The organism is Streptomyces sp. NPDC001604 (assembly GCF_042893475.1).
Taxonomy (GTDB): Bacteria; Actinomycetota; Actinomycetes; order Streptomycetales; family Streptomycetaceae; genus Streptomyces.
The window spans coordinates 353,198-371,217 of the sequence record NZ_JBIAUY010000007.1 but is presented as its reverse complement, the minus strand read 5'-3'; the positions used below and the strand labels follow the sequence as shown (position 1 = coordinate 371,217).

The 18,020-nt window shown below is 71.6% G+C and carries 15 protein-coding genes; 7 read left to right on the top strand and 8 right to left on the bottom strand.

The window, feature by feature from the left end; all coding sequences use genetic code 11:
* Positions 1-51: 51 nt before the first annotated feature.
* Entirely contained in the window at positions 52-1,437 is a 1,386-nt protein-coding gene (locus tag ACFY1E_RS22365) for a glycoside hydrolase family 16 protein (protein ID WP_389078561.1), read from the bottom strand.
* Positions 1,438-1,595: 158 nt separating this feature from the next.
* Positions 1,596-2,834: an Ig-like domain-containing protein gene (locus ACFY1E_RS22360; RefSeq protein ID WP_389078647.1), complete on the bottom strand. Its 1,239-nt coding sequence runs from the start codon at positions 2,832-2,834 to the stop codon at positions 1,596-1,598.
* Positions 2,835-3,048: 214 nt separating this feature from the next.
* Here ACFY1E_RS22360 and ACFY1E_RS22355 point away from each other — a divergent pair, with 214 nt between their 5' ends.
* Positions 3,049-5,727: an FAD/NAD(P)-binding protein gene (locus ACFY1E_RS22355; protein WP_389078558.1), complete on the top strand. Its 2,679-nt coding sequence runs from the start codon at positions 3,049-3,051 to the stop codon at positions 5,725-5,727.
* Positions 5,728-5,861: 134 nt separating this feature from the next.
* Here ACFY1E_RS22355 and ACFY1E_RS22350 read toward each other — a convergent pair whose 3' ends face one another.
* Complete coding sequence (locus ACFY1E_RS22350) at positions 5,862-7,961, bottom strand: MMPL family transporter (RefSeq protein WP_389078556.1); 2,100 nt, start codon at positions 7,959-7,961, stop codon at positions 5,862-5,864.
* A gap of 209 nt (positions 7,962-8,170) precedes the next feature.
* On the opposite strand from ACFY1E_RS22350, the gene ACFY1E_RS22345 reads away from it, so the two are divergent.
* Complete coding sequence (locus ACFY1E_RS22345; RefSeq protein ID WP_389078553.1) at positions 8,171-8,593, top strand: VOC family protein; 423 nt, start codon at positions 8,171-8,173, stop codon at positions 8,591-8,593.
* Here ACFY1E_RS22345 and ACFY1E_RS22340 read toward each other — a convergent pair.
* Together ACFY1E_RS22340 and ACFY1E_RS22335 are read right to left on the bottom strand one after the other, a co-directional pair.
* The gene (locus ACFY1E_RS22340; RefSeq protein WP_389078551.1) at positions 8,590-9,258 is read right to left on the bottom strand and encodes a response regulator; all 669 of its coding nucleotides are present in this window, start codon (positions 9,256-9,258) and stop codon (positions 8,590-8,592) included. The genes ACFY1E_RS22345 and ACFY1E_RS22340 overlap by 4 nt on opposite strands.
* On the bottom strand, positions 9,255-10,481 hold the full coding sequence (locus ACFY1E_RS22335) for a sensor histidine kinase (protein ID WP_389078548.1): 1,227 nt from the start codon (positions 10,479-10,481) through the stop codon (positions 9,255-9,257). Before ACFY1E_RS22335 ends, ACFY1E_RS22340 begins: the two co-directional genes overlap by 4 nt.
* Positions 10,482-10,702: 221 nt before the next feature.
* Here ACFY1E_RS22335 and ACFY1E_RS22330 point away from each other — a divergent pair, with 221 nt between their 5' ends.
* Positions 10,703-12,001, top strand: coding sequence for a lipase family protein (locus tag ACFY1E_RS22330; RefSeq protein ID WP_389078546.1), 1,299 nt, complete (start codon positions 10,703-10,705; stop codon positions 11,999-12,001).
* A gap of 7 nt (positions 12,002-12,008) precedes the next feature.
* On the opposite strand, the gene ACFY1E_RS22325 is transcribed toward ACFY1E_RS22330, so the two are convergent.
* The gene (locus tag ACFY1E_RS22325) at positions 12,009-12,764 is read right to left on the bottom strand and encodes an IclR family transcriptional regulator (RefSeq protein WP_389078543.1); all 756 of its coding nucleotides are present in this window, start codon (positions 12,762-12,764) and stop codon (positions 12,009-12,011) included.
* 4 nt (positions 12,765-12,768) lie between these two features.
* Positions 12,769-13,194 (bottom strand): MarR family winged helix-turn-helix transcriptional regulator, encoded by a 426-nt coding sequence (locus ACFY1E_RS22320; RefSeq protein WP_389078645.1) that lies wholly within the window; start codon positions 13,192-13,194, stop codon positions 12,769-12,771.
* A gap of 188 nt (positions 13,195-13,382) precedes the next feature.
* Here ACFY1E_RS22320 and ACFY1E_RS22315 point away from each other — a divergent pair, with 188 nt between their 5' ends.
* Genes ACFY1E_RS22315 through ACFY1E_RS22300 form a run of 4 tightly spaced genes read left to right on the top strand, consistent with a single transcriptional unit; the run spans position 13,383 to position 17,180 of the window.
* Positions 13,383-14,300 carry an SDR family NAD(P)-dependent oxidoreductase gene (locus ACFY1E_RS22315; protein ID WP_389078541.1) on the top strand — a complete coding sequence of 306 codons (918 nt, stop codon included), beginning with the start codon at positions 13,383-13,385 and terminating at the stop codon, positions 14,298-14,300.
* 3 nt (positions 14,301-14,303) lie between these two features.
* Positions 14,304-15,188 carry an amidohydrolase family protein gene (locus ACFY1E_RS22310; RefSeq protein ID WP_389078538.1) on the top strand — a complete coding sequence of 295 codons (885 nt, stop codon included), beginning with the start codon at positions 14,304-14,306 and terminating at the stop codon, positions 15,186-15,188.
* A gap of 10 nt (positions 15,189-15,198) precedes the next feature.
* Positions 15,199-16,698 carry a long-chain fatty acid--CoA ligase gene (locus ACFY1E_RS22305; RefSeq protein ID WP_389078536.1) on the top strand — a complete coding sequence of 500 codons (1,500 nt, stop codon included), beginning with the start codon at positions 15,199-15,201 and terminating at the stop codon, positions 16,696-16,698.
* A gap of 26 nt (positions 16,699-16,724) precedes the next feature.
* A complete protein-coding gene (locus ACFY1E_RS22300; protein WP_030936488.1) occupies positions 16,725-17,180 on the top strand; it encodes a MaoC family dehydratase in 456 nt (151 codons plus the stop codon).
* On the opposite strand, the gene ACFY1E_RS22295 is transcribed toward ACFY1E_RS22300, so the two are convergent.
* On the bottom strand, positions 17,171-18,001 hold the full coding sequence (locus ACFY1E_RS22295) for a PaaX family transcriptional regulator C-terminal domain-containing protein (protein WP_389078533.1): 831 nt from the start codon (positions 17,999-18,001) through the stop codon (positions 17,171-17,173). The genes ACFY1E_RS22300 and ACFY1E_RS22295 overlap by 10 nt on opposite strands.
* Positions 18,002-18,020 lie beyond the last annotated feature (19 nt).

Below are 18,020 nucleotides of genomic sequence, written 5' to 3'. Positions count from 1 at the left end.
GGGTTGACCCGTACGTGAAGGTCAAGCCGCCCCGCGCCGCCGCCCGCCCGCTCAGTGACCGAAGTCGAACCAGTTCACGTTCACGAAGTCCGCCGGCTGACCGCTGGTGAAGGTCAGATAGACGTCGTGGGTGCCGGTCACCGCGCTGATGTTGGCCGGGACCGTCTTCCAGGACTGCCAGCCGCCCGTGTTGGCGAGGGCGAAGCTGCCGATCGGTGTGGCGGTACGACTGTCCAGGCGCACCTCGACCAGGCCGCTCACCCCGGACCCGGCGCCGCTCGCCACGCGTGCGTAGAACTGCGTGGCCGCCGTGGAACCGAAGTTGACGCCCTTGTAGAGGGCCCAGTCGCCGTTGGCCAGGGAGCCGATGTCCTGGCCGCCGCCGGTGTCGGAGGTGCTCTCCGTGACGGTGCCGGACTGGCTGTCGTACGACTCCGCCTGGATGGGGCTGTAGGCGTCACGGTTGCCGGAGGGCGGGGGTGTGGTGGTGCCTGTGCCGCTCGACAGGACCTGGACGTAGTCCACGAGCATCGGGTGGCCGGACTGGGTGGCGCTGGTCGGGCCGCCGCCGAAAGCGGCCGGGAAGGCGCCGCCCATCGCTACGTTCAGGATGACGAAGAAACCGTGGTTGGTGGCGTTGGCCCAGGTCGTGGCGTCCATCTGACTGGCCGTGACGGTCTGGTAGTTGACGCCGTCGACGTAGAAGCGGATCGCCTCGGGGCTGACCGAGCGGTCCCACTCCATGGTGTAGGTGTGGAAGCCCGACTGGCAGGTGGTGTTCGGGCACGCGATCGAATTGCCGAGGCCCGTCGTCTCGTTGCAGGGGCCGCCCGGGTTGGTGCCGCAGTGCATCGTCGCCCAGACCTTGTTGATGCCCTGGACGTTCTCCATGATGTCCAGCTCGCCGACGCTCGGCCAGTTCTGGTAGTTGCCGCGATAGGGGGCGCCCAGCATCCAGAACGCCGGCCAGTAGCCCGCACCCGCGTCGCCGGTGACGTTGGGCATCTGGAGGCGGGCCTCGACGCGCAGTTTGCCGCCGGCCGGGGGCTGGAAGTCGGTGCGGTTGGTCTCGATACGGCCCGAGGTCCAGTTGCCGGACGAGTCGCGGACCGGGGTGATCCTCAGGTTGCCGCTGCCGTCGAGTGAGACGTTGCTGGTGCTGTTCGTCATCGTCTCGACCTCGCCGGTGCCCCAGTTGGCGGCGCCGCCGGGGTACGAAGTCCCGGTGTCGTACTGCCAGTCGGAGGTGTTGACGCCGGTTCCGGCCGAGCCGTTGAAGTCGTCGAGGAAGAGCTGTGTCCAGCCCGACGGGGGCGCGGGTGCCGAGGCGTCGGCGGACTGGGTGGCGGCCGTGGCGAGCGCGGCCGCCAGGCCGAGCGTGCTGAGTACGGCGAGGAGCGCGCGTCGCCGTCTGGGTATGCCGGAGGTTGCACTCACGGGGGTGCCTCCCGGTTGCGGAGTGGTGGGCTGCGGGTGCTGTGAGAGCGCTCTCAGAGTGGGCCCAATGTGCTCTCCGCCACCAGGGCCGTCAAGACTTAAAGCAAGGGAAGTCCTTTCCGGCCGGGGAAGTTCACCCCCTGAACGGTGCAAAGGTGTTAAAGCGCGCTCCCCGCCTCCCGCTGCGACCACGAGAGGTTCCAGCCGTTGAGCCCGTTGGCCGGGTCGACGGTCTTCTCGCCGGAGTTCTTGACGATCACCACGTCGCCGAGCATCGAGGACTCGTAGAACCTGTAGCCCGCCAGGGAGCTGTCGTTCGCACCCTTCGCATCGTGCAGGCCCACGCAGCCATGGCTGGTGTTCTGGTGGCCGAACACCGAGGCGGACGCCCAGTAGTTGCCGTGCACGAACGTGCCGGACGTGGTCAGGCGCTGGGCGTGCGGCACGTCGGGGATGTCGTACTCGTCGCCGAGCCCGACCGTGGAGGACTCCATGCGGGTCTGCTTGAACCGCTCGCTGATCACCATGATCCCGGACCAGGTGGTGTGCTGGGCGTTGCCGCCGCTGACCGGATAGGTGGCGACGGTCTCGCCGTCCCTGTTGACCACCATCTCCTCGGTAGCGAGGTCGACGGTGCTGATCTGGGCCCGGCCGATGTGGAAGGTGACGTCCTTGTTCTGCACGCCGTAGACGCCGGCCGAGCCCTCGACGTCCTTCAGCCGCAGACTCAGGGTGATCTTCGTGCCGGGCGCCCAGTAGGTCTCCGGGCGGAAGTCGAGCCGGGTGTCGCCGAACCAGTGGCCGACCACCTCGACGGCCGGCTCCGCGGTGATGGTGATGGCCGTCTGGACTGCGGCCCGGTTCTTCACCGCGTGGGTGAAGTTGATCGACACGGGCATGCCGACGCCGGAGGTGGAGCCCGCCTCGGGCGTGAAGTAGCCGACGAAGGTCTCGCCGGGTGAGCGGGTGGTGAAGGTCGTGGTCTGTGCCGCGGCGCCCTCGGGGGTGGCCGTCACCGTGTACTTCGTCCCGGAGTACGGGTTCCTCGCCGAAGTCCACCGGGTCTTCGCCTCGTTGAGCGAACCGGCCAGGGTGGAGCCGTCGTTGCCGGCGACCTTCACCGAGGCGAGGGTGCCGTCGGTCACGGTCACCTCGACGGGGTGGGTGAATCCGGCCTTCTCGGTGCCGTCGGCGGGTGTGACCGAGACGGTGGGTTTCTTCGCGGCGGCCTGCGCGGACGCGGCGGCCTTCGGCGTCCCGCCCGAGGCGCCCGCCGAGGAGCCGCTGCATCCGGTCAGCGCGCCGGCCGGTGCCATGCCGAGCACGGTGAGCAGTCCGCGCCGGGACCACCTCTGCGACGGCTGCTCCGACGGGGTCGATATGTGCGAGGCGCCCACGGCAGGCCTTTCTGGGATGTCCACCTTTACCGGGTGCATCCTGGGCCGCGCAGATTTGTTGATCCTTTGAATTTCCGGGCCGATTCCTGAGATTCGGGTGAGGAGTCGCCCTGAGAAGGCCTGAAACCACGGTTGTCTCAGCCCTTGGGATTGTGAACAGAGTATGAGCGGCCCGACCGGGGCTCTGAGCGACCGACCACCGCCGGAGGTATACGTGACCGAAGTCCGCGAGCCGCACACCGTGGCCGTCGTCGGAGCGGGCGCGGCGGGCACGCTGACCGCCGTCCAGCTCTGCGAGACGGCGACGCGCCGCCGGACACCGCTCGGCCTCGTCCTTCTCGACCCGGCCCCGGAGGCGGGCCGCGGCACCGCGTACGCCACCCGCGACCCGCGCCACCGCCTCAACGTGCCCGCGGGCGGCATGAGTTGCTATCCCGACGACCCCGGCCACTTCACCCGCTGGCTGTGCCGGCACGGCGAACCGTCCGTCACCGCGGCCGACTTCGCCACCCGCTACCGCTACGGCGCCTATCTCGCCGACACCCTCGCGCAGGCCATCGTCCGGGCGCAGGGCACGGTGACGGTGCGACGGCTGCGCACCCGCGCCGAGCGCTGTACCGACACCCCCGGGGGCGGGCCGGCGCTCCGCCTCGCCGACGGGGGACATCTCGCCGTGGACAGCGCGGTCCTAGCCACCGGCCCCGCCGCCCCCTCCGCGACCTGGGCCCCGCCCGCCCTGCGCGCCTCGGCCCGTTTCGTCGCCGTGCCCTGGGCGACGGGCGCCCTGGACGGACCGCTCTCCGACACCGCCGACGTCCTCCTCGTCGGCACCGGCCTGACGGCCGTCGACCTCTCCCTCACCCTCGACCGCCCGGGCCGCACGGTCCACGCCCTCTCCCGCAGCGGCCTGCTGCCGCAGCCGCACGCCCTCACCCCGGCCGGCCCGATGGGCGCCCCCGAGGGTCTCGACGACACCTCGCTGGGCCGCCTGCGCAGGGCCGTCTACCGTCACATCAGCCGCTCCGTGCGCACCCACGGGGACTGGCGCCCGGCCCTCGACAGCCTGCGCCCGCACACCGCCCGCCTCTGGCAGAGCCTCACCCCCGAGGACCGGGCCGAGTTCCTCGCCCGCGAGGGCGCCCTGTGGAACACCCACCGCCACCGCATGGCCCCCGCCACCGCCGAGTCCGTCGCCCGGGCCCGTACGGCCCGACGCCTCACCGTCCACACCGGCGCGGTGACGGACGCGGCCGAGCACGACGGCTCACTGCTGGTCACCCTCTCCAACGGCCGTACGCTGCACGTCGGTTGGGTGATCGACTGCACCGGGCCGGGACGGCGGTTCGACGACCCCCTGTGGCGCTCCCTGTTCGCATCCGGGGCCGCCGTCCCCGGCCCGCTCGGCATGGGCGTGGCCACCCGCGACGGGCGGCTGCTGGACTCCGAAGGCCGCGCGGACCGCCCGCTGTTCACGCTGGGCGCCCCGCGCCGCGGCGAACTGTGGGAGACGACCGCGATCCCCGAGATCCGCGTCCAGGCGGCAGCCCTGGCAGCGCAGCTGCTCGCCCCGCTGACGGGCAGGACGGGCAGGCCCCGCGCCTCCCGCCGTCCCGTCGACGGACACGGACTCGCCCTGTCCACCCACGCCGAGGCGGCCGCCGCCTACCGCAGCGGCCTCAACCGGGTCCTCAAGGTCCGCGCCGGCGCCGAGGACGCCTTCGCCCGGGCCGTCGCCCTCGACCCCGGGTTCGCCCTCGGCCACGCGGCCCTCGCCCTGCTCGGCCACGAGTGCGGCGCAGCCGTCGACGTACCGCGGGCACTCGCCGACGCGCAGCGCTCCGCGCGCGAACACGCCGACGAGCGGGAGCGGTCCTTCGTGGAGGTGGTCACGCGCCGGGTGCACGGCGACGACGGCGACACCGCCCTCGTACGCCACCTCGACGCGTACCCCGCCGACGCGCTCGCGCTGGCCACTGCCGTGCCCACCATCGCCTTCTCCGGTGTCACCGACCTCGACGACGACCAGGCGCTGCGGCTGGTCGAGCGGACGTCTCCCGCCTACGACGGCCACTGGTTCCACACCTCCCTGCTCGCCTTCCTCCGGCAGGAGCAGGGGCGGCTGCACGAGGCCGGTGAGCTCGCCCACCGCGCTCTGGCCGTGGAGCCGGCCTCCGGACACGCCGTGCACGCCCTGGCGCATGTCCACTACGAGTCCGGCGTGCACGAGGCGGGCCGCGACTGGCTGGACGGCTGGGTGTCCGGGCAGGGCCGGGGCGCCGTCCACCGGGCCCACTTCTCCTGGCACATCGCCCTGCACGAACTCGCCCTCGACGACCCGGCGGCGGTGCGCAGGCGCTGGTTCGCGCAGCTCGCACCGGGGCGGGTGGTGACCGGGGTGCGGGCACTCGTCGACTCGGGGTCGCTGCTGTGGCGGGCCCGGCTGAGCGACAGCTGGCGGGGTGAGCTGCCCGCGGGGGACGTCCTGGGCACGGTCGCCCTGGACGTCCTGGAACGTCCGGCCACCGCCTTCACAGCCCTGCATGCGGCCGTGGCTCTCGCCGCTGCGGGGGATCTGGCGGCGCTGCAGCGGTTGCGCGACCATGCCGCCGGCGCCGACGAGGTGCAGCGGGAGGTGATCGTGCCCCTGTGCGAGGCGTTCGCCGCGGTGGTGGAGGAGCGGTTCCAGGACGCCGTCCGGGGGCTTGACGCGGTGTTGCCGGTGCTGCGGCGCGTTGGCGGCAGTGCCGCTCAACGGGAGGTCGTCGAGGAGACGTTGCTGTACGCGCTGGTGTCGGCGGGGCGGTGTGACGCTGCGCGTCGGCTGTTGGATGCGCGGTTGGAGCGGAAGGAGGCGCCGCGGGATCGGCGGATGCGGGCGGGTTTGCCTGCGTGAGACGCCGAGGGGTGTGCCACGAGGGGTCGTTGAGCGTCTGCGGCGGAGCCGTGGCTGGTCGCGCCCACGCGGCGCAGCCGCATATTGATACAGCCCCGCGCCCCCAAAAAGGGGCGCGGGACAGCCGACCCGGGTCAGTGGCTCACCAACTCCGGCTGCTCCGTTGGCTCTTCGCGCAAGCCGAACCGGTCGTGCACCCGCCGCAGCGGCCCCGGCGCCCACCACGCCCACCGCCCCAGCAGCGTCATCGTGGCCGGTACCAGCAGCATGCGTACGACCGTCGCGTCGACCAGGACCGCGAGGGTGAGGCCGAGGCCGATCTGGAGGATGGGGGAGAAGCCGCCCGTCATGAAGGCGCCGAAGACGACGGCCAGGAGCAGGGCGGCGCACGTCACCACGCGGCCGGAGCGGCGCAGGCCGGTCACCACGGCCTCCTGGTCGTCGCCGGTCAGGTGCCGAGCCTCCCGCATCCGGGCCAGGATGAACAGCTCGTAGTCCATGGCCAGTCCGAAGGCGATCGCGACGATCAGGGGCGGCGCGGTCAGGCTCAGCGCGCCCAGGCCCTCGGCGCCCAGCGCGCCGGCCAGGTGGCCGTCCTGGAAGACCCACACCACCGCGCCGAGCGCCGCGCCCAGGCTGAGCAGCGTGGTCAGGATCGTGCGCAGCGGGATCAGCACCGAGCCCGTGAACGCGAACAGCAGGACGAAGATGCCGGCCAGCACCGTCAGGGCGGCCCAGGGCGCCCGGTCGGAGAGCATCGCGCGGAAGTCGACCAGACGGGCGGCGGAGCCGGTGACCTGGACCGGTTCGGTGCCGCGCAGCTCCCGTACTCGCCTGACCAGGTCGGTGGCCTCCTTGCCGTCCACCCGGCCCGACGGCTGGAGTTGTACGACCGCCCCGCCGTCGGGCAGTTCGCGGGACTGTGCCGTCGGAGACAGGGCGCGGATCCGGTCAGCGGTCGCGGAGTCGGTCCCCGGCTTGAGGACGACGGTGACCGGCGAGACCCCCGTACCCGCCGGGAAGTGCGCGTCGACGGTGTCGTACAACTGCCGTGCCTCGGTGCTCGAGGGCAGCTGTGTCGCGTCGCCGATCTCGATCCTCATGCCGGTGACGGGCAAGGCCAGGACGAGCAGGGCCGGGACCACCGTGGCCAGGACGGCGACGCGGCGGCGGGCCGAGAAGCGGGCCACACGGGCGAAGAAGCGGCCCTCCTCGCCCTCCGGCACGGCCTTCGCCGGGGCGATCTTCGCGCCGAACCTGGCCAGCAGCGCCGGCAGCAGTGTCAGCGCGGCCAGCATGTCGATGACGACCACGGCGGCCACCGCCAGGCCCATGCTGCGCAGGAAGACGCTGGGGAAGACCAGCAGACCGGTCAGGCTGACGGCCACCGTGAGCCCGGAGAACAACACCGTCCGCCCGGCCGCGGCGACCGTCCGGTGCACCGCCTCCACGACGTCCTCGGTGTGCCGGCGCTCCTCGCGGAAGCGGACCAGCATCAACAGGGCGTAGTCCACGGCGAGTCCGAGGCCCAGCATGGTCGTCACCTGGATCGCGTACACCGAGACGTCGGTGACCTGGCTGAACCCGAACAGGGCCAGGAAGGCGCCCGCGATCCCGCTCACCGCGATCACCAGTGGCAGTCCGGCCGCGCGCAGTCCGCCGAACACCACGAGCAGCAGGGCGAGCACGACGGGCAGTGAGATCAACTCGGCGTTCTTCACGTCCTGCTGGGCCCGTTCACCCAGCTGTTTGCCCAGCAACGGGCCGCCGCTGACGTGGACTTCGGGTGCGTCGATCTGCTTGATGCGGTCGGTCGCCGCGTCCACCGCTTTCTCCTCGGCGTCGTCGTCGAGACCGCCCTTGAAGGTGACGGGGACGATCAGGGCCTGTCCGTCGGCGGCGGTGAGGCCGCGGGTCCGGTACGGGTCCGGCACCGCGGCGACACCGGCGATGTCTCGTACGTCGGCCACGGCCCGCTCGACCTGCTCGCGCAGCCCGGGGTCGGAGACGGCGGTCCCCTCGACGACGGCGGTGATCGACTCGCCCGTCGGGTCGGCGTGGTCCAGGTACTGGGCGGCCTGCTCCGACTCGGTGCCCGGCACCTCGGGCACGTTGTCGGAGAGCCGCCCGAAGACGCCCGTCCCCAGCCCGAAGCCGAGCAGCAGGAAGAGCACCCACAACAGGATGACGGTCAGCGGGCGGCGGGTCGCTGCCCGGGCGAGTGTGGAAAGCACGGTTCCTCCAGGCGGGTCGTCGGTTCTCATCGCCCTCAGGCTCGTGGTGACGGAGGGTGTGGCGGATCGCCGGGGGGAGCGGTTTCGGGGCCTCGGTCGTACGAGGGAGGCAGACGGTCGGCTCACTCCTGAGAGGGAGACGGCGGGAATCCCGCGCCCGGGCACCGGAGTTGGGGGAGCAGAACAACCGCGATCTCGAAGGAGCCCGTATGTCCGGTGAACCCGCCGTCCGCGAACTCCGTCTCGTCGTCACTGCGCCCGACTACGACGAGGCCCTGCGCTTCTACCGGGACGTTCTCGGCCTGCCCGAGCGCGCCGCCTTCTCGTCTCCCGACGGCAGAGTCACCATCCTCGAAGCGGGCCGCGCCACACTGGAGTTGACCGACCCGAACCACGCCGCCTTCATCGACGACGTCGAGGTGGGCCACCGCGTGGCCGGGCACATCCGGGTCGCCTTCCAGGTCGACGACGCCGGCGTCGCCACGGCCCGACTGTCCGCAGCAGGGGCCGAGGTTCTCGCCGAGCCGACACGCACCCCGTGGAACTCACTGAACTCCCGGCTCGAAGCTCCGGGCGCCCTCCAGCTGACCCTCTTCGAGGAACTCGGCGACGAGCCGGACCGGGCGGACTAGGAGGCCCCCGGTGTCACCAGCCCCGTCTCGTACGCGCAGATCACCGCCTGCACCCGGTCCCTGAGCCCCAGCTTGCTCAGCACGTTGCTGACATGGGTCTTGACGGTGTGCTCGCTCACGAAGAAGGCCGTGGCGATCTCGGCGTTGGACAGGCCGCGGGCCAGCAGCCGCAGCGTCTCCACCTCGCGGGCGGTCAGGGCGTCCAGACGCTGCGGGGTGACCTCGGCGGCGGTCTGCTCGCGGCGCCGCTGCACGATGTCCGCGACCAGCCGTCGGGTCACCGTCGGCGCGAGAAGCGAGTCGCCGGCCGCGACCACCCGTACGGCGTGCACCAGGTCGTCGCGGCGCACGTCCTTGAGGAGGAAGCCGCTGGCGCCCGCGTACAGCGCCTCGTACACGTACTCGTCCAGGTCGAACGTGGTCAGCATGACGACCTTGCAGCAGGACTGCGCACACACTCGGCGGGCCGCCTCCAGGCCGTCCATGACCGGCATCCGGATGTCCAGGAGCAGCACGTCCGGTGTGTGCCGCTGGACCGCCGCGACCGCCTGCGCGCCGTCGCCCGCCTCGGCGACCACCTCGATGTCCTGCTGCGCCTCCAGGATCATGCTGAAACCGCTGCGGACCAGTTCCTGGTCGTCGGCGACGACCACCCGGATGCTCACCCCAGGCCCTCTCGTCGGAGTCCCGCCCGCCCGGCGGCGAGAGGGCCTGCCGCCTGACGGTCAGCGGCGGCAGGCAGGCGTACGACGACCTGGAAGCCGCCGTCCGGTCCGCGCCCGGCATCGGCGCTGCCCCCGCAGGCGGCGGCCCGCTCCCGGATGCCGATCAGCCCGTGCCCGCCGCCGGGCGCCACCGGGCCCCGTCCGTCGTCGGTCACCGTGAGGGTCAACAGGTCCTCCGTCCAGTCGAGTTCGACGGTCGCGCAGGCAGCGTACGCATGCTTCACCGTGTTGGTCAGGGCCTCCTGCACCACGCGGTAGGCGGCGATCTCGGCGTCCGCGGGCAGCGGGTGCGGGTTGCCCGTGGTGTGCAACTCCACGCGCAGGCCCGCCGATTCGCCGACCTGGCGCAGCAGCTGGGGGAGCGCCGCCACGCCCGGCTGTGGTGAAGTGCCGTTGCCCTGCTCCTCCTTGAGGACGCCGAGGATCCGGCGCAGCTGCGCCATCGCGTCCCGTCCGGCCGCCGCGATCGCGTCGAAGGAGGCCTCCGCACGCTCCGGATCACTGCGCACCACGACCGGCCCCGCCTCCGCCTGGACGACCATGAGACTCACCGCGTGGGCGAGGATGTCGTGCATGTCCCGGGCGATCCGGGCGCGTTCCTGAGCGATGGCCCGTGCCGTGTCGGCGGCGCGCTCCCGTTCCAGCCGCCGGGCCCGGTCCTCCAGCTCCGCGGTGTAGGCGCGCTGGACACGGGCCAGCCGTCCGAGCGCGTAGGCGCAGGCAATGCCGAGCAGATGGAAGGCGTACTCGAAGGGCCGGGCATGCTCCTTGTGCTGCATCGTCACGGTGACCCCGATCGCCCAGCCCACCAGCATCAAGCGCCGCTGCCAGGGCAGGGCCCGGGCGGCCATGGTGTACAGGACGACCAGTCCGCCGTACATCACATCCGGCGGGGGCGCGTGGTAGACGGCCATCGCGGGCGTGGCCGCCGACACCACCCACGCGGTCGCGAACGGCGCCCGCCGCCGCCACACCAGCGGCACCGCCGTCGCGGCCCCCAGCAGCCAGCCCTGCCAGGTGAGCCGGTCGTCCCCCTCGTCGGGGAAGAGCCACTGCAGCGAGACGGCGAACAGGACGAGCGCGGCGAGGGCGGCGTCGACGGCGTACGGATTCGCCGTCCGCAGACGCGCGGCGGCCTGCGTGAACCAGGACTGCGGTGACATGGGCGGCTCCTCGGGGCAAGGGCCGTTCCAGTATCGCGAGGGTCCCTGGGCGGGGCCTCGCCGGTGAGAGGGATATCCCGGGGGCGTTGGTCGTCTCCGACCTGGTTTGTCAGCGGAGCGCAGCGGACCGCCTCCGTTTTGTCGACCTTTAACTATCAGCGCTTACCTACTGGTCCGTAACCTCGCGGCTCCTGGTCACCACGCAGAAGGGACGTTCTGAGGTGACGAAGAACCATTCGAAGAAGCCGCGCAACCGGAGAGCCGCACTCATCGGGGCCGGGGCCCTGCTCGGCGGGCTGCTGGCCGTTCCGGCCGTGACCGCGACGGCCGCAACCAGCGGGGCGTGTTCCGATCCCGACGCCGCCATCTACCGGCCACCGGTGAGCGCGAGTGCCGCGCCCGGAGAGGTCATCACCTGCCGTACGGTCGACTCCCTGCCCATGGTGGGAAGCGGCACCCCCTTCCATGCCTGGAAGGTGCAGTACGGCTCCACCGACGGCCACGGCAGGAAGGACGCCGTCGCCGGCACGGTGATCGTGCCGCGCGAGGCGTGGAACGGCCCGGGCGAGCGGCCTCTGGTCGCCTTCGTGCCCGGCACGCTCGGCATCGGACCGCAGTGCGCCTTCTCCAAGCAGCTCGCCGGCGAGTACCAGGACGCCTACGAGGGGCCGAACATCGCGGCGCTGCTCAAGGCCGGGTTCGCCGTCGCGGCGACCGACGGCGCCGGATACCTGGACGGCCAGGTCCACCCGTACGTCTCCGGCGCCGAAGCCGGACACGCGGTCCTCGACGTCGTACGAGCCGCCTCCCGGCTGCCCGGCAGCGGGATGAGCCCCGACGCCCGGGTCGGGATCTGGGGCTACTCGGAGGGCGGCTCGGGCAGTCTGTGGGCCGCGCAGCTCGCCAAGTCGTACGCCCCCGAGGTGAAGGTGGCCGGTGTGGCGTCCGGCGGGATCCCGGGCGACCTGAAGCAGGTCGGGAACTCGCTGGACGGCGGGGCGTTCGCCGGGTTCCTGGTGGACGCGGTGATCGGCCTGTCGGTCACCCACCCGGACATGCCGTTCGACGGACTGCTCAACGACACGGGCCGCAAGGCGGTCAAGGACGCCGAAGCGCTCTGCGCGATCGGCACCGTCGCACGCTTCACCGGCGTCCACATCGAGAACTACACCAAGGACAAGCTCACCCTCGCCCAGCTCTACGCCCTGCACGGCCCCGACGGCACGACCTGGGGCGAGATCGCCGACACCAACAAACTCGGCGTCGGCGTGGGCCCGTCCGGATCCGGTGCCCGCTACGAGATCGGCTTCCCGGTCCTGCAGTACCGCGGCCTCCTCGACGAGGTGATCCCCGCCGACACCGGCCAGGCCACGCGCCGCGCCTACTGCGACGCGGGGATCGCCACGCAGTGGACCTCGTACGCCGGCGACCATCTCCTCGGCGACCCGCAGGCCATCGGTGACTCGGTCAACTGGCTCACCGACCGGTTCGCCGGCAAACCGATGTCCGGCAACTGCTGAGCGATCTCTAGGGCTCCTTCGCCGGCCGCCACCCCAGGGCCCGCGAAATGCCACGTGCCGCAAGCCGCACCGCAGGCGCCAGCACCGGTACCTGCGCATCGGCTTGCGGCACCACCACCGACACGGCGGCGACCACCGCCCCGCCCGGCCCGCGCACCGGGGCGGCCACCGACAGGGCGTCGTCGGTGACCTGACGGCTGCTCACCGCGACCCCGGTGCGCCGCACCTCGGCCAGCACCCGGCGCAGCTGCACCGGCTCGGTGATGGTGTACGGCGTGAACGAGGCGAGCGGCCCCGCGCAGTACTCCTCCTGCTCCTCCGGACCGCAGTGCGCCAGCAGCGCGAGGCCGACCCCGGTGGCGTGCAGCGGCCAGCGCGCCCCGACCCGTATGTGCACGCCGACGGCGCTGCGACCGGAGATCCACTCGATGTAGACGACCTCCCTGCCGTCCCGCACCGCCAACTGCACGTTCTCGTGCGTCGCCTCGTACAGGTCCTCCAGGTACGGCAGCGCGATCTGCCGCAGCGCGAGCCCGCGCGGGGCGAGCGCCGCCACCTCCCACAGCCTGAGCCCCACGTGGTAGACGCCGGACGCGTCCCGCTCCAGGGCGCCCCAGTCGGTGAGCGCGCCCACCAGGCGGTGCGCGGTGGTGAGGGTCAGCCCGGCCCGCCGGCTGATGTCCGTGAGGGACAGCGCCGGGTGCTCGTGGTCGAACGCGGCGAGCACGGCGAGCAGCCGGTCGGGGGCGGAGCGGGCGTGCATCGCGTCAGCCGAGCCCGTCCCCCGCGATCCGCAGCAGCAGGGCGTGCAGCGTCTCGCGTTCGGCCGGTTCGAGCGGCTCGAAGAGCTCGTTCGTCGCGCGCAGGCCGGCCTCGTCGGTGTCGCGCAGGAAGGCGCGGCCGTCCTCGGTGAGGACGACGATGCGGCTGCGGCGGTCGTCGGGGGAGGGGCGGCGCTCGGCGAAGCCCAGCTTCTCCAGATCGTCGACGAGGCCGACGATCGCGCTCGGGTCGTAGCCGAGCCGGGTGCTGAGTTCGCGTTGCAGGGCGCCGTCGGTGGTGGCGAGGAAACGCAGGACCGCGTAGTGGCGCAGGCGCAGTCCGGACTCCTGCAGGAAGCCGTTGAACAGCTGTCCGGAGCGCAGGCCCAGGCGGTAGAGCAGGTAGCCGGTGTCCGCGTGCAGCCCACGCATCCACGGCTCGTCCACGTCGATGGGCTTCGGGGTGGCGTGCTGGCGTGTGATGGCGGGCTCCCTGTGCTCGATGCGTCCTGGTGATTCCAGCATGACGTACCCATAGGTCGGCAACAACTATTGACGTCAACAATTATTGCTCTTAGCTTCGATCTCGAAGCCGCAACCCATGCGAAAGGGATCCACTCGTGCCCAGCATCGATCTCACCGGCAAGGTCGCCGTCGTCACCGGCAGCGGCCGGGGCCTCGGCCTCGCCTACGCGCACGCCCTGGCCGCCCACGGTGCGTCCGTGGTCGTCAACGACGTCGACGAGGCCGTGGCCGAGGCGGCCGTGAAGTCCATCACCGAGGCGGGCGGCACCGCCGTCGCCGAGGTGGTCCCGGTCGGCACGAGTGAGGCCGCCGACCGGCTGGTGAATCGCGCGGTCGAGGAGTTCGGGCGGCTGGACATCCTGGTCACCAACGCCGGCATCCTGCGCGACAAGGTGCTGTGGAAGATGTCCGACGACGACTTCGACGCGGTGATCACCACCCACCTCAAGGGCACCTTCACCTGCGCCCGCGCCGCAGCGATCCGGATGCGCGAGCAGGGCGAGGGCGGCACCCTGATCCTGGTCGGCTCCCCGGCCGGGCAGCGCGGCAACTTCGGGCAGACCAACTACTCCGCCGCCAAGGCCGGCATCGCCGCCTTCGCCCGCACCTGGTCGATGGAGCTGGGCCGCGCGAACATCACCGTCAACGCGATCGTGCCGGTCGCCGCGACCGCGATGACCGAGACCATCCCCGCCTTCGCCCCGTACATCGAGGCCATGAAGAACGGCGAGCCCCTCCCGGACTTCCTGCGCAAGGGCGAGGGCTTCGGCACCCCCGAGGACTGTGCGGCGCTCGTCCCGTTCCTCGCCTCCGAGGCCGCGCGCGGTATCACCGGCCAGGCCATCGGCATCGGCGGCGACAAGGTGGCACTCTGGTCGCATCCGCAGGAGATCAAGGCGGCCTACGCCGACGGCGGCTGGACCCCGGACACCCTGGCCGACGCCTTCCCCACCTCGGTCGGCGCGGAACTGCAGAGCGTCGGCGTCCCCGCCCCGAAGTTCCCGGAGGCTTGAGAAATGGCGACCCTCAACGTCGAGGAACTCGTCGCGATCGACGTCCACACCCACGCGGAGGTCTCCTCCAAGGGCCACTCCTCCCTGGACGACGACCTGCACGACGCGTCCTCCGCCTACTTCAAGGTCGAGGGCAAGCGGAAGCCGACTCTGGAGGAGACGGCCGCCTACTACCGTGAGCGGAAGATGGCAGCCGTGATCTTCACGGTCGACGCCGAGTCCGCGACCGGCACCGCGCCCGTCCCCAACGAGGAGGTCGCCGAGGCCGCGGCCGCCAACGCCGACGTCCTGATCCCCTTCGCCTCCATCGACCCCTTCCGCGGCAAGGCGGGCGTGAAGCAGGCCCGCCGCCTCGTCGAGGAGTACGGGGTCAAGGGCTTCAAGTTCCACCCCAGCATCCAGGGCTTCTTCCCCAACGACCGCTCGGTGGCGTACGACCTCTACGAGGTGATCGAGGAGACGGGCACCATCGCCCTCTTCCACACCGGCCAGACGGGGATCGGCGCCGGAGTCCCCGGTGGCGGCGGGATCAGGCTCAAGTACTCCAACCCCCTCCACGTGGACGACGTGGCCGCCGACTTCCCCCACCTCAAGATCATCCTGGCGCACCCGTCCTTCCCCTGGCAGGACGAGGCCCTCGCCGTCGCCACGCACAAGCCGGGCGTGCACATCGACCTGTCCGGCTGGTCGCCGAAGTACTTCCCGCCGCAGCTCGTGCAGTACGCCAACACCCTGCTCAAGGACAAGGTCCTCTTCGGCTCCGACTTCCCCGTCCTCACCCCTGACCGCTGGCTCGCCGACTTCGAGAAGCTGTCGATCAAGGACGAGGTGAAGCCGAAGATCCTCAAGGAGAACGCCGCCCGCCTGCTCGGGCTGACGAAGCCGTAAGGGGCCGTAGATGCGCAACGAGGGACTCGGGTCATGGCCCGCACGCCGGGCCCGCAAGACCCCGCACCGCACCGCCCTGGTCCACGGCGGCACCACGCTCACGTACGCGCAGCTGTACGACCGCACCACCCGCCTCGCCCACGCCCTGCGCGCCCGCGGCATCCGGCGCGGCGACCGCATCGCCTACCTCGGCCCGAACCACCCCTCCTACCTGGAGACCCTGTTCGCGGCCGGCACGCTGGGCGCGGTCTTCGTCCCGCTCAACACCCGCCTCGCGGGCCCGGAGATCGCCTTCCAGCTCACCGACTCCGGAGCCAAGGCCCTCGTGTACGGCCCCTCGCACGCGGGGCTCGTCGCCGGGCTGCCGGGGGACACGGACGTCCGGGCGTACGTCGAGGTGGGCGCCGAGTACGAGCGGGCGGTCACCGACGCCTCGTCCGAGCGGATCGACGAGCCGGTCGTCCCCGACGACACCTGCATCATCATGTACACCTCGGGCACCACAGGCCGTCCCAAGGGCGCCATGCTCACGCACGGCAACCTGACCTGGAACGCGATCAACGTCCTCATCGACCACGATCTGCTCGCCGACGAACGCGCCCTGGTGTCGGCCCCGTTGTTCCACACGGCGGGCCTGAACATGCTGACGCTGCCGGTGCTGCTGAAGGGCGGCACCTGTGTCCTGGTCGAGGCCTTCGACCCGAACGCCACCTTCGACCTGATCGAACAGCACCGGATCACCTTCATGTTCGGGGTGCCGACGATGTTCGAGCAGGTGGCCCGCCACCCGCGCTGGCCGGAGGCGGACCTGTCCTCCCTGCGCATCCTCACCTGCGGCGGCTCCCCGGTCTCGACCCCGCTCATCGCCGCCTACCAGGAGCGGGGCCTGACCTTCCTCCAGGGCTACGGCATGACGGAGGCGTCCCCCGGCACGCTCTTCCTGGACGCGGAACACGCGGTCAGCAAGGCAGGCTCGGCCGGTGTGCCGCACTTCTTCAGCGATGTCCGTGTCGTCCGGCCGGACTTCACGCCGGTCGACGTCGACGAGACGGGCGAGGTCGTGGTCCGCGGGCCGCATGTCATGCCCGGCTACTGGGGGCTGCCCGAGGAGACGGCCGCCTCCTTCGCCGACGGCTGGTTCCGCAGCGGGGACGCGGCCCGGGTCGACGAGGACGGGTACGTCCACATCGTCGACCGCATCAAGGACATGATCATCTCTGGCGGCGAGAACATCTACCCCGCCGAGATCGAGGACCAGCTCCTCGCCCACCCCGACATCGTCGAGTGCGCGGTCATCGGTGTGCCGGACGACAAGTGGGGCGAGGTGCCGCGCGCGGTCGTTGTCCCCCGAGAGGGCAGGTCCGTCGACCCCGACGAGGTACTGGCCTCGCTCGCCGGTCGCCTCGCCAAGTACAAGATCCCGAAGTCGGTGGTCCTCGCGGACGAACTCCCGCGCACCGCCTCCGGAAAGCTCCTCAAGTCCCGGGTGCGCAAGCGCTTCGGGAACTGACCGACTCCCCTTAAGGAACACCACTCATGAGCGTCACCGTCAACGGCATCGACGAACTGAAGAAGCTCGCGGGCAGCGACCTGGGCACCAGCGAATGGATCGAGGTCACCCAGGAGCGCATCAACACCTTCGCCGACGCCACCGGCGACCACCAGTGGATCCACGTGGACCCCGAGCGCGCCGCCGAGGGCCCCTTCGGCGCCCCGATCGCCCACGGCTACCTCACCCTCTCCCTCTTCATCCCCCTGTTCACCGAACTCCTGGACGTCCAGGGCGTCACCACGAAGGTCAACTACGGCCTGAACAAGGTCCGCTTCCCCTCCCCGGTGAAGGTCGGCTCCCGCATCCGCCTGGTCGGAAAGCTGGCGGAGGTCGAGGAGGTGCCGGGCGGTGTGCAGATCACCGTGGACGGCACCATCGAGATCGAGGGCGGCACGAAGCCCGCGGCCGTACTGCAGAGCCTGTCGCGGTTCTACGCCTGATCGGCGCGTGCCGGCATCAGGTCGAGAAGGCGCTCCGAGGCCTCCCGTGCGAGCGGTGTCAGCCGGTCGTACACCGCCCGGAACGTCTTCTCGGCCCGTTCGGCCGGCCAGTCGTCCGGCAGGTGCTTGACCGGGAGGCGCGGGTCGCGGCGGATCACCTGCAGCCACTCGGCCTGCAGCCGCAGCCGCAGCGCCAGGGCGTCGTCGGCGTCCGGCAGCCGGCGCTCCCAGGCCTCCCAGCGGCGCACGAACTCCTCGTAGCGCGTGGCCAGTTCGGGCAGCTCCCAGGTCTCCTCGATCATCGCGCCGATGTCCATGCCGGTGTCGGCGTGCGCACGGAACACCTTCACATGGGCGGCCAGCCCGAGCTCGGACACCAGCTCCGCCACGTCGACCTCGCCCGGTGCGATCCACAGACCGCTGAACAGCGGCCCGAAACCGCTCCAGGTGAGCTTGGAACGGAGATCGTGCCGCTGACGCTGCCAGGACTCCGGCAGCGAGAAGCCGAGCAGGGTCCAGGTGCCGTCCCAGTGCCGGTTGACCGCACCGGTCTGCCAGATCCGTTGCTCACCGTCCCGCAGCACCGCCGCCGAGTGCTCGGTCAGCCCGAAGTACATCTTGCGGCCCTCGCGCTGGCGGCGCAGCAGCCCCCGCTTGACCATCCGGGTCAGCGTCGAGCGGGTCGCCTGCTCACCGACCCCGGCACGCGCGAAGACGTCGATCACGCTGCCCGAGTACACACAGACGTCCCGCCCCAGCACCTGGTCCCCCAGGAACGTCAGCAGGAGGGACTGCGGCCGCAACGACTCTTCACCGGTCATGCGGCCACGGTACGACGCG

Excerpts from the sequence above, each read along its gene's own strand:
- ACFY1E_RS22325 (WP_389078543.1), bottom strand. The coding sequence starts at position 12,764 with ATGCACGCCCGCTCCGCCCCCGACCGGCTGCTCGCCGTGCTCGCCGCG.
- ACFY1E_RS22305 (WP_389078536.1), top strand. The coding sequence starts at position 15,199 with ATGCGCAACGAGGGACTCGGGTCATGGCCCGCACGCCGGGCCCGCAAG.
- ACFY1E_RS22295 (WP_389078533.1), bottom strand. The coding sequence starts at position 18,001 with ATGACCGGTGAAGAGTCGTTGCGGCCGCAGTCCCTCCTGCTGACGTTC.
- ACFY1E_RS22345 (WP_389078553.1), top strand. The coding sequence starts at position 8,171 with ATGTCCGGTGAACCCGCCGTCCGCGAACTCCGTCTCGTCGTCACTGCG.
- ACFY1E_RS22320 (WP_389078645.1), bottom strand. The coding sequence starts at position 13,194 with ATGCGTGGGCTGCACGCGGACACCGGCTACCTGCTCTACCGCCTGGGC.
- ACFY1E_RS22300 (WP_030936488.1), top strand. The coding sequence starts at position 16,725 with ATGAGCGTCACCGTCAACGGCATCGACGAACTGAAGAAGCTCGCGGGC.
- ACFY1E_RS22335 (WP_389078548.1), bottom strand. The coding sequence starts at position 10,481 with ATGTCACCGCAGTCCTGGTTCACGCAGGCCGCCGCGCGTCTGCGGACG.
- ACFY1E_RS22310 (WP_389078538.1), top strand. The coding sequence starts at position 14,304 with ATGGCGACCCTCAACGTCGAGGAACTCGTCGCGATCGACGTCCACACC.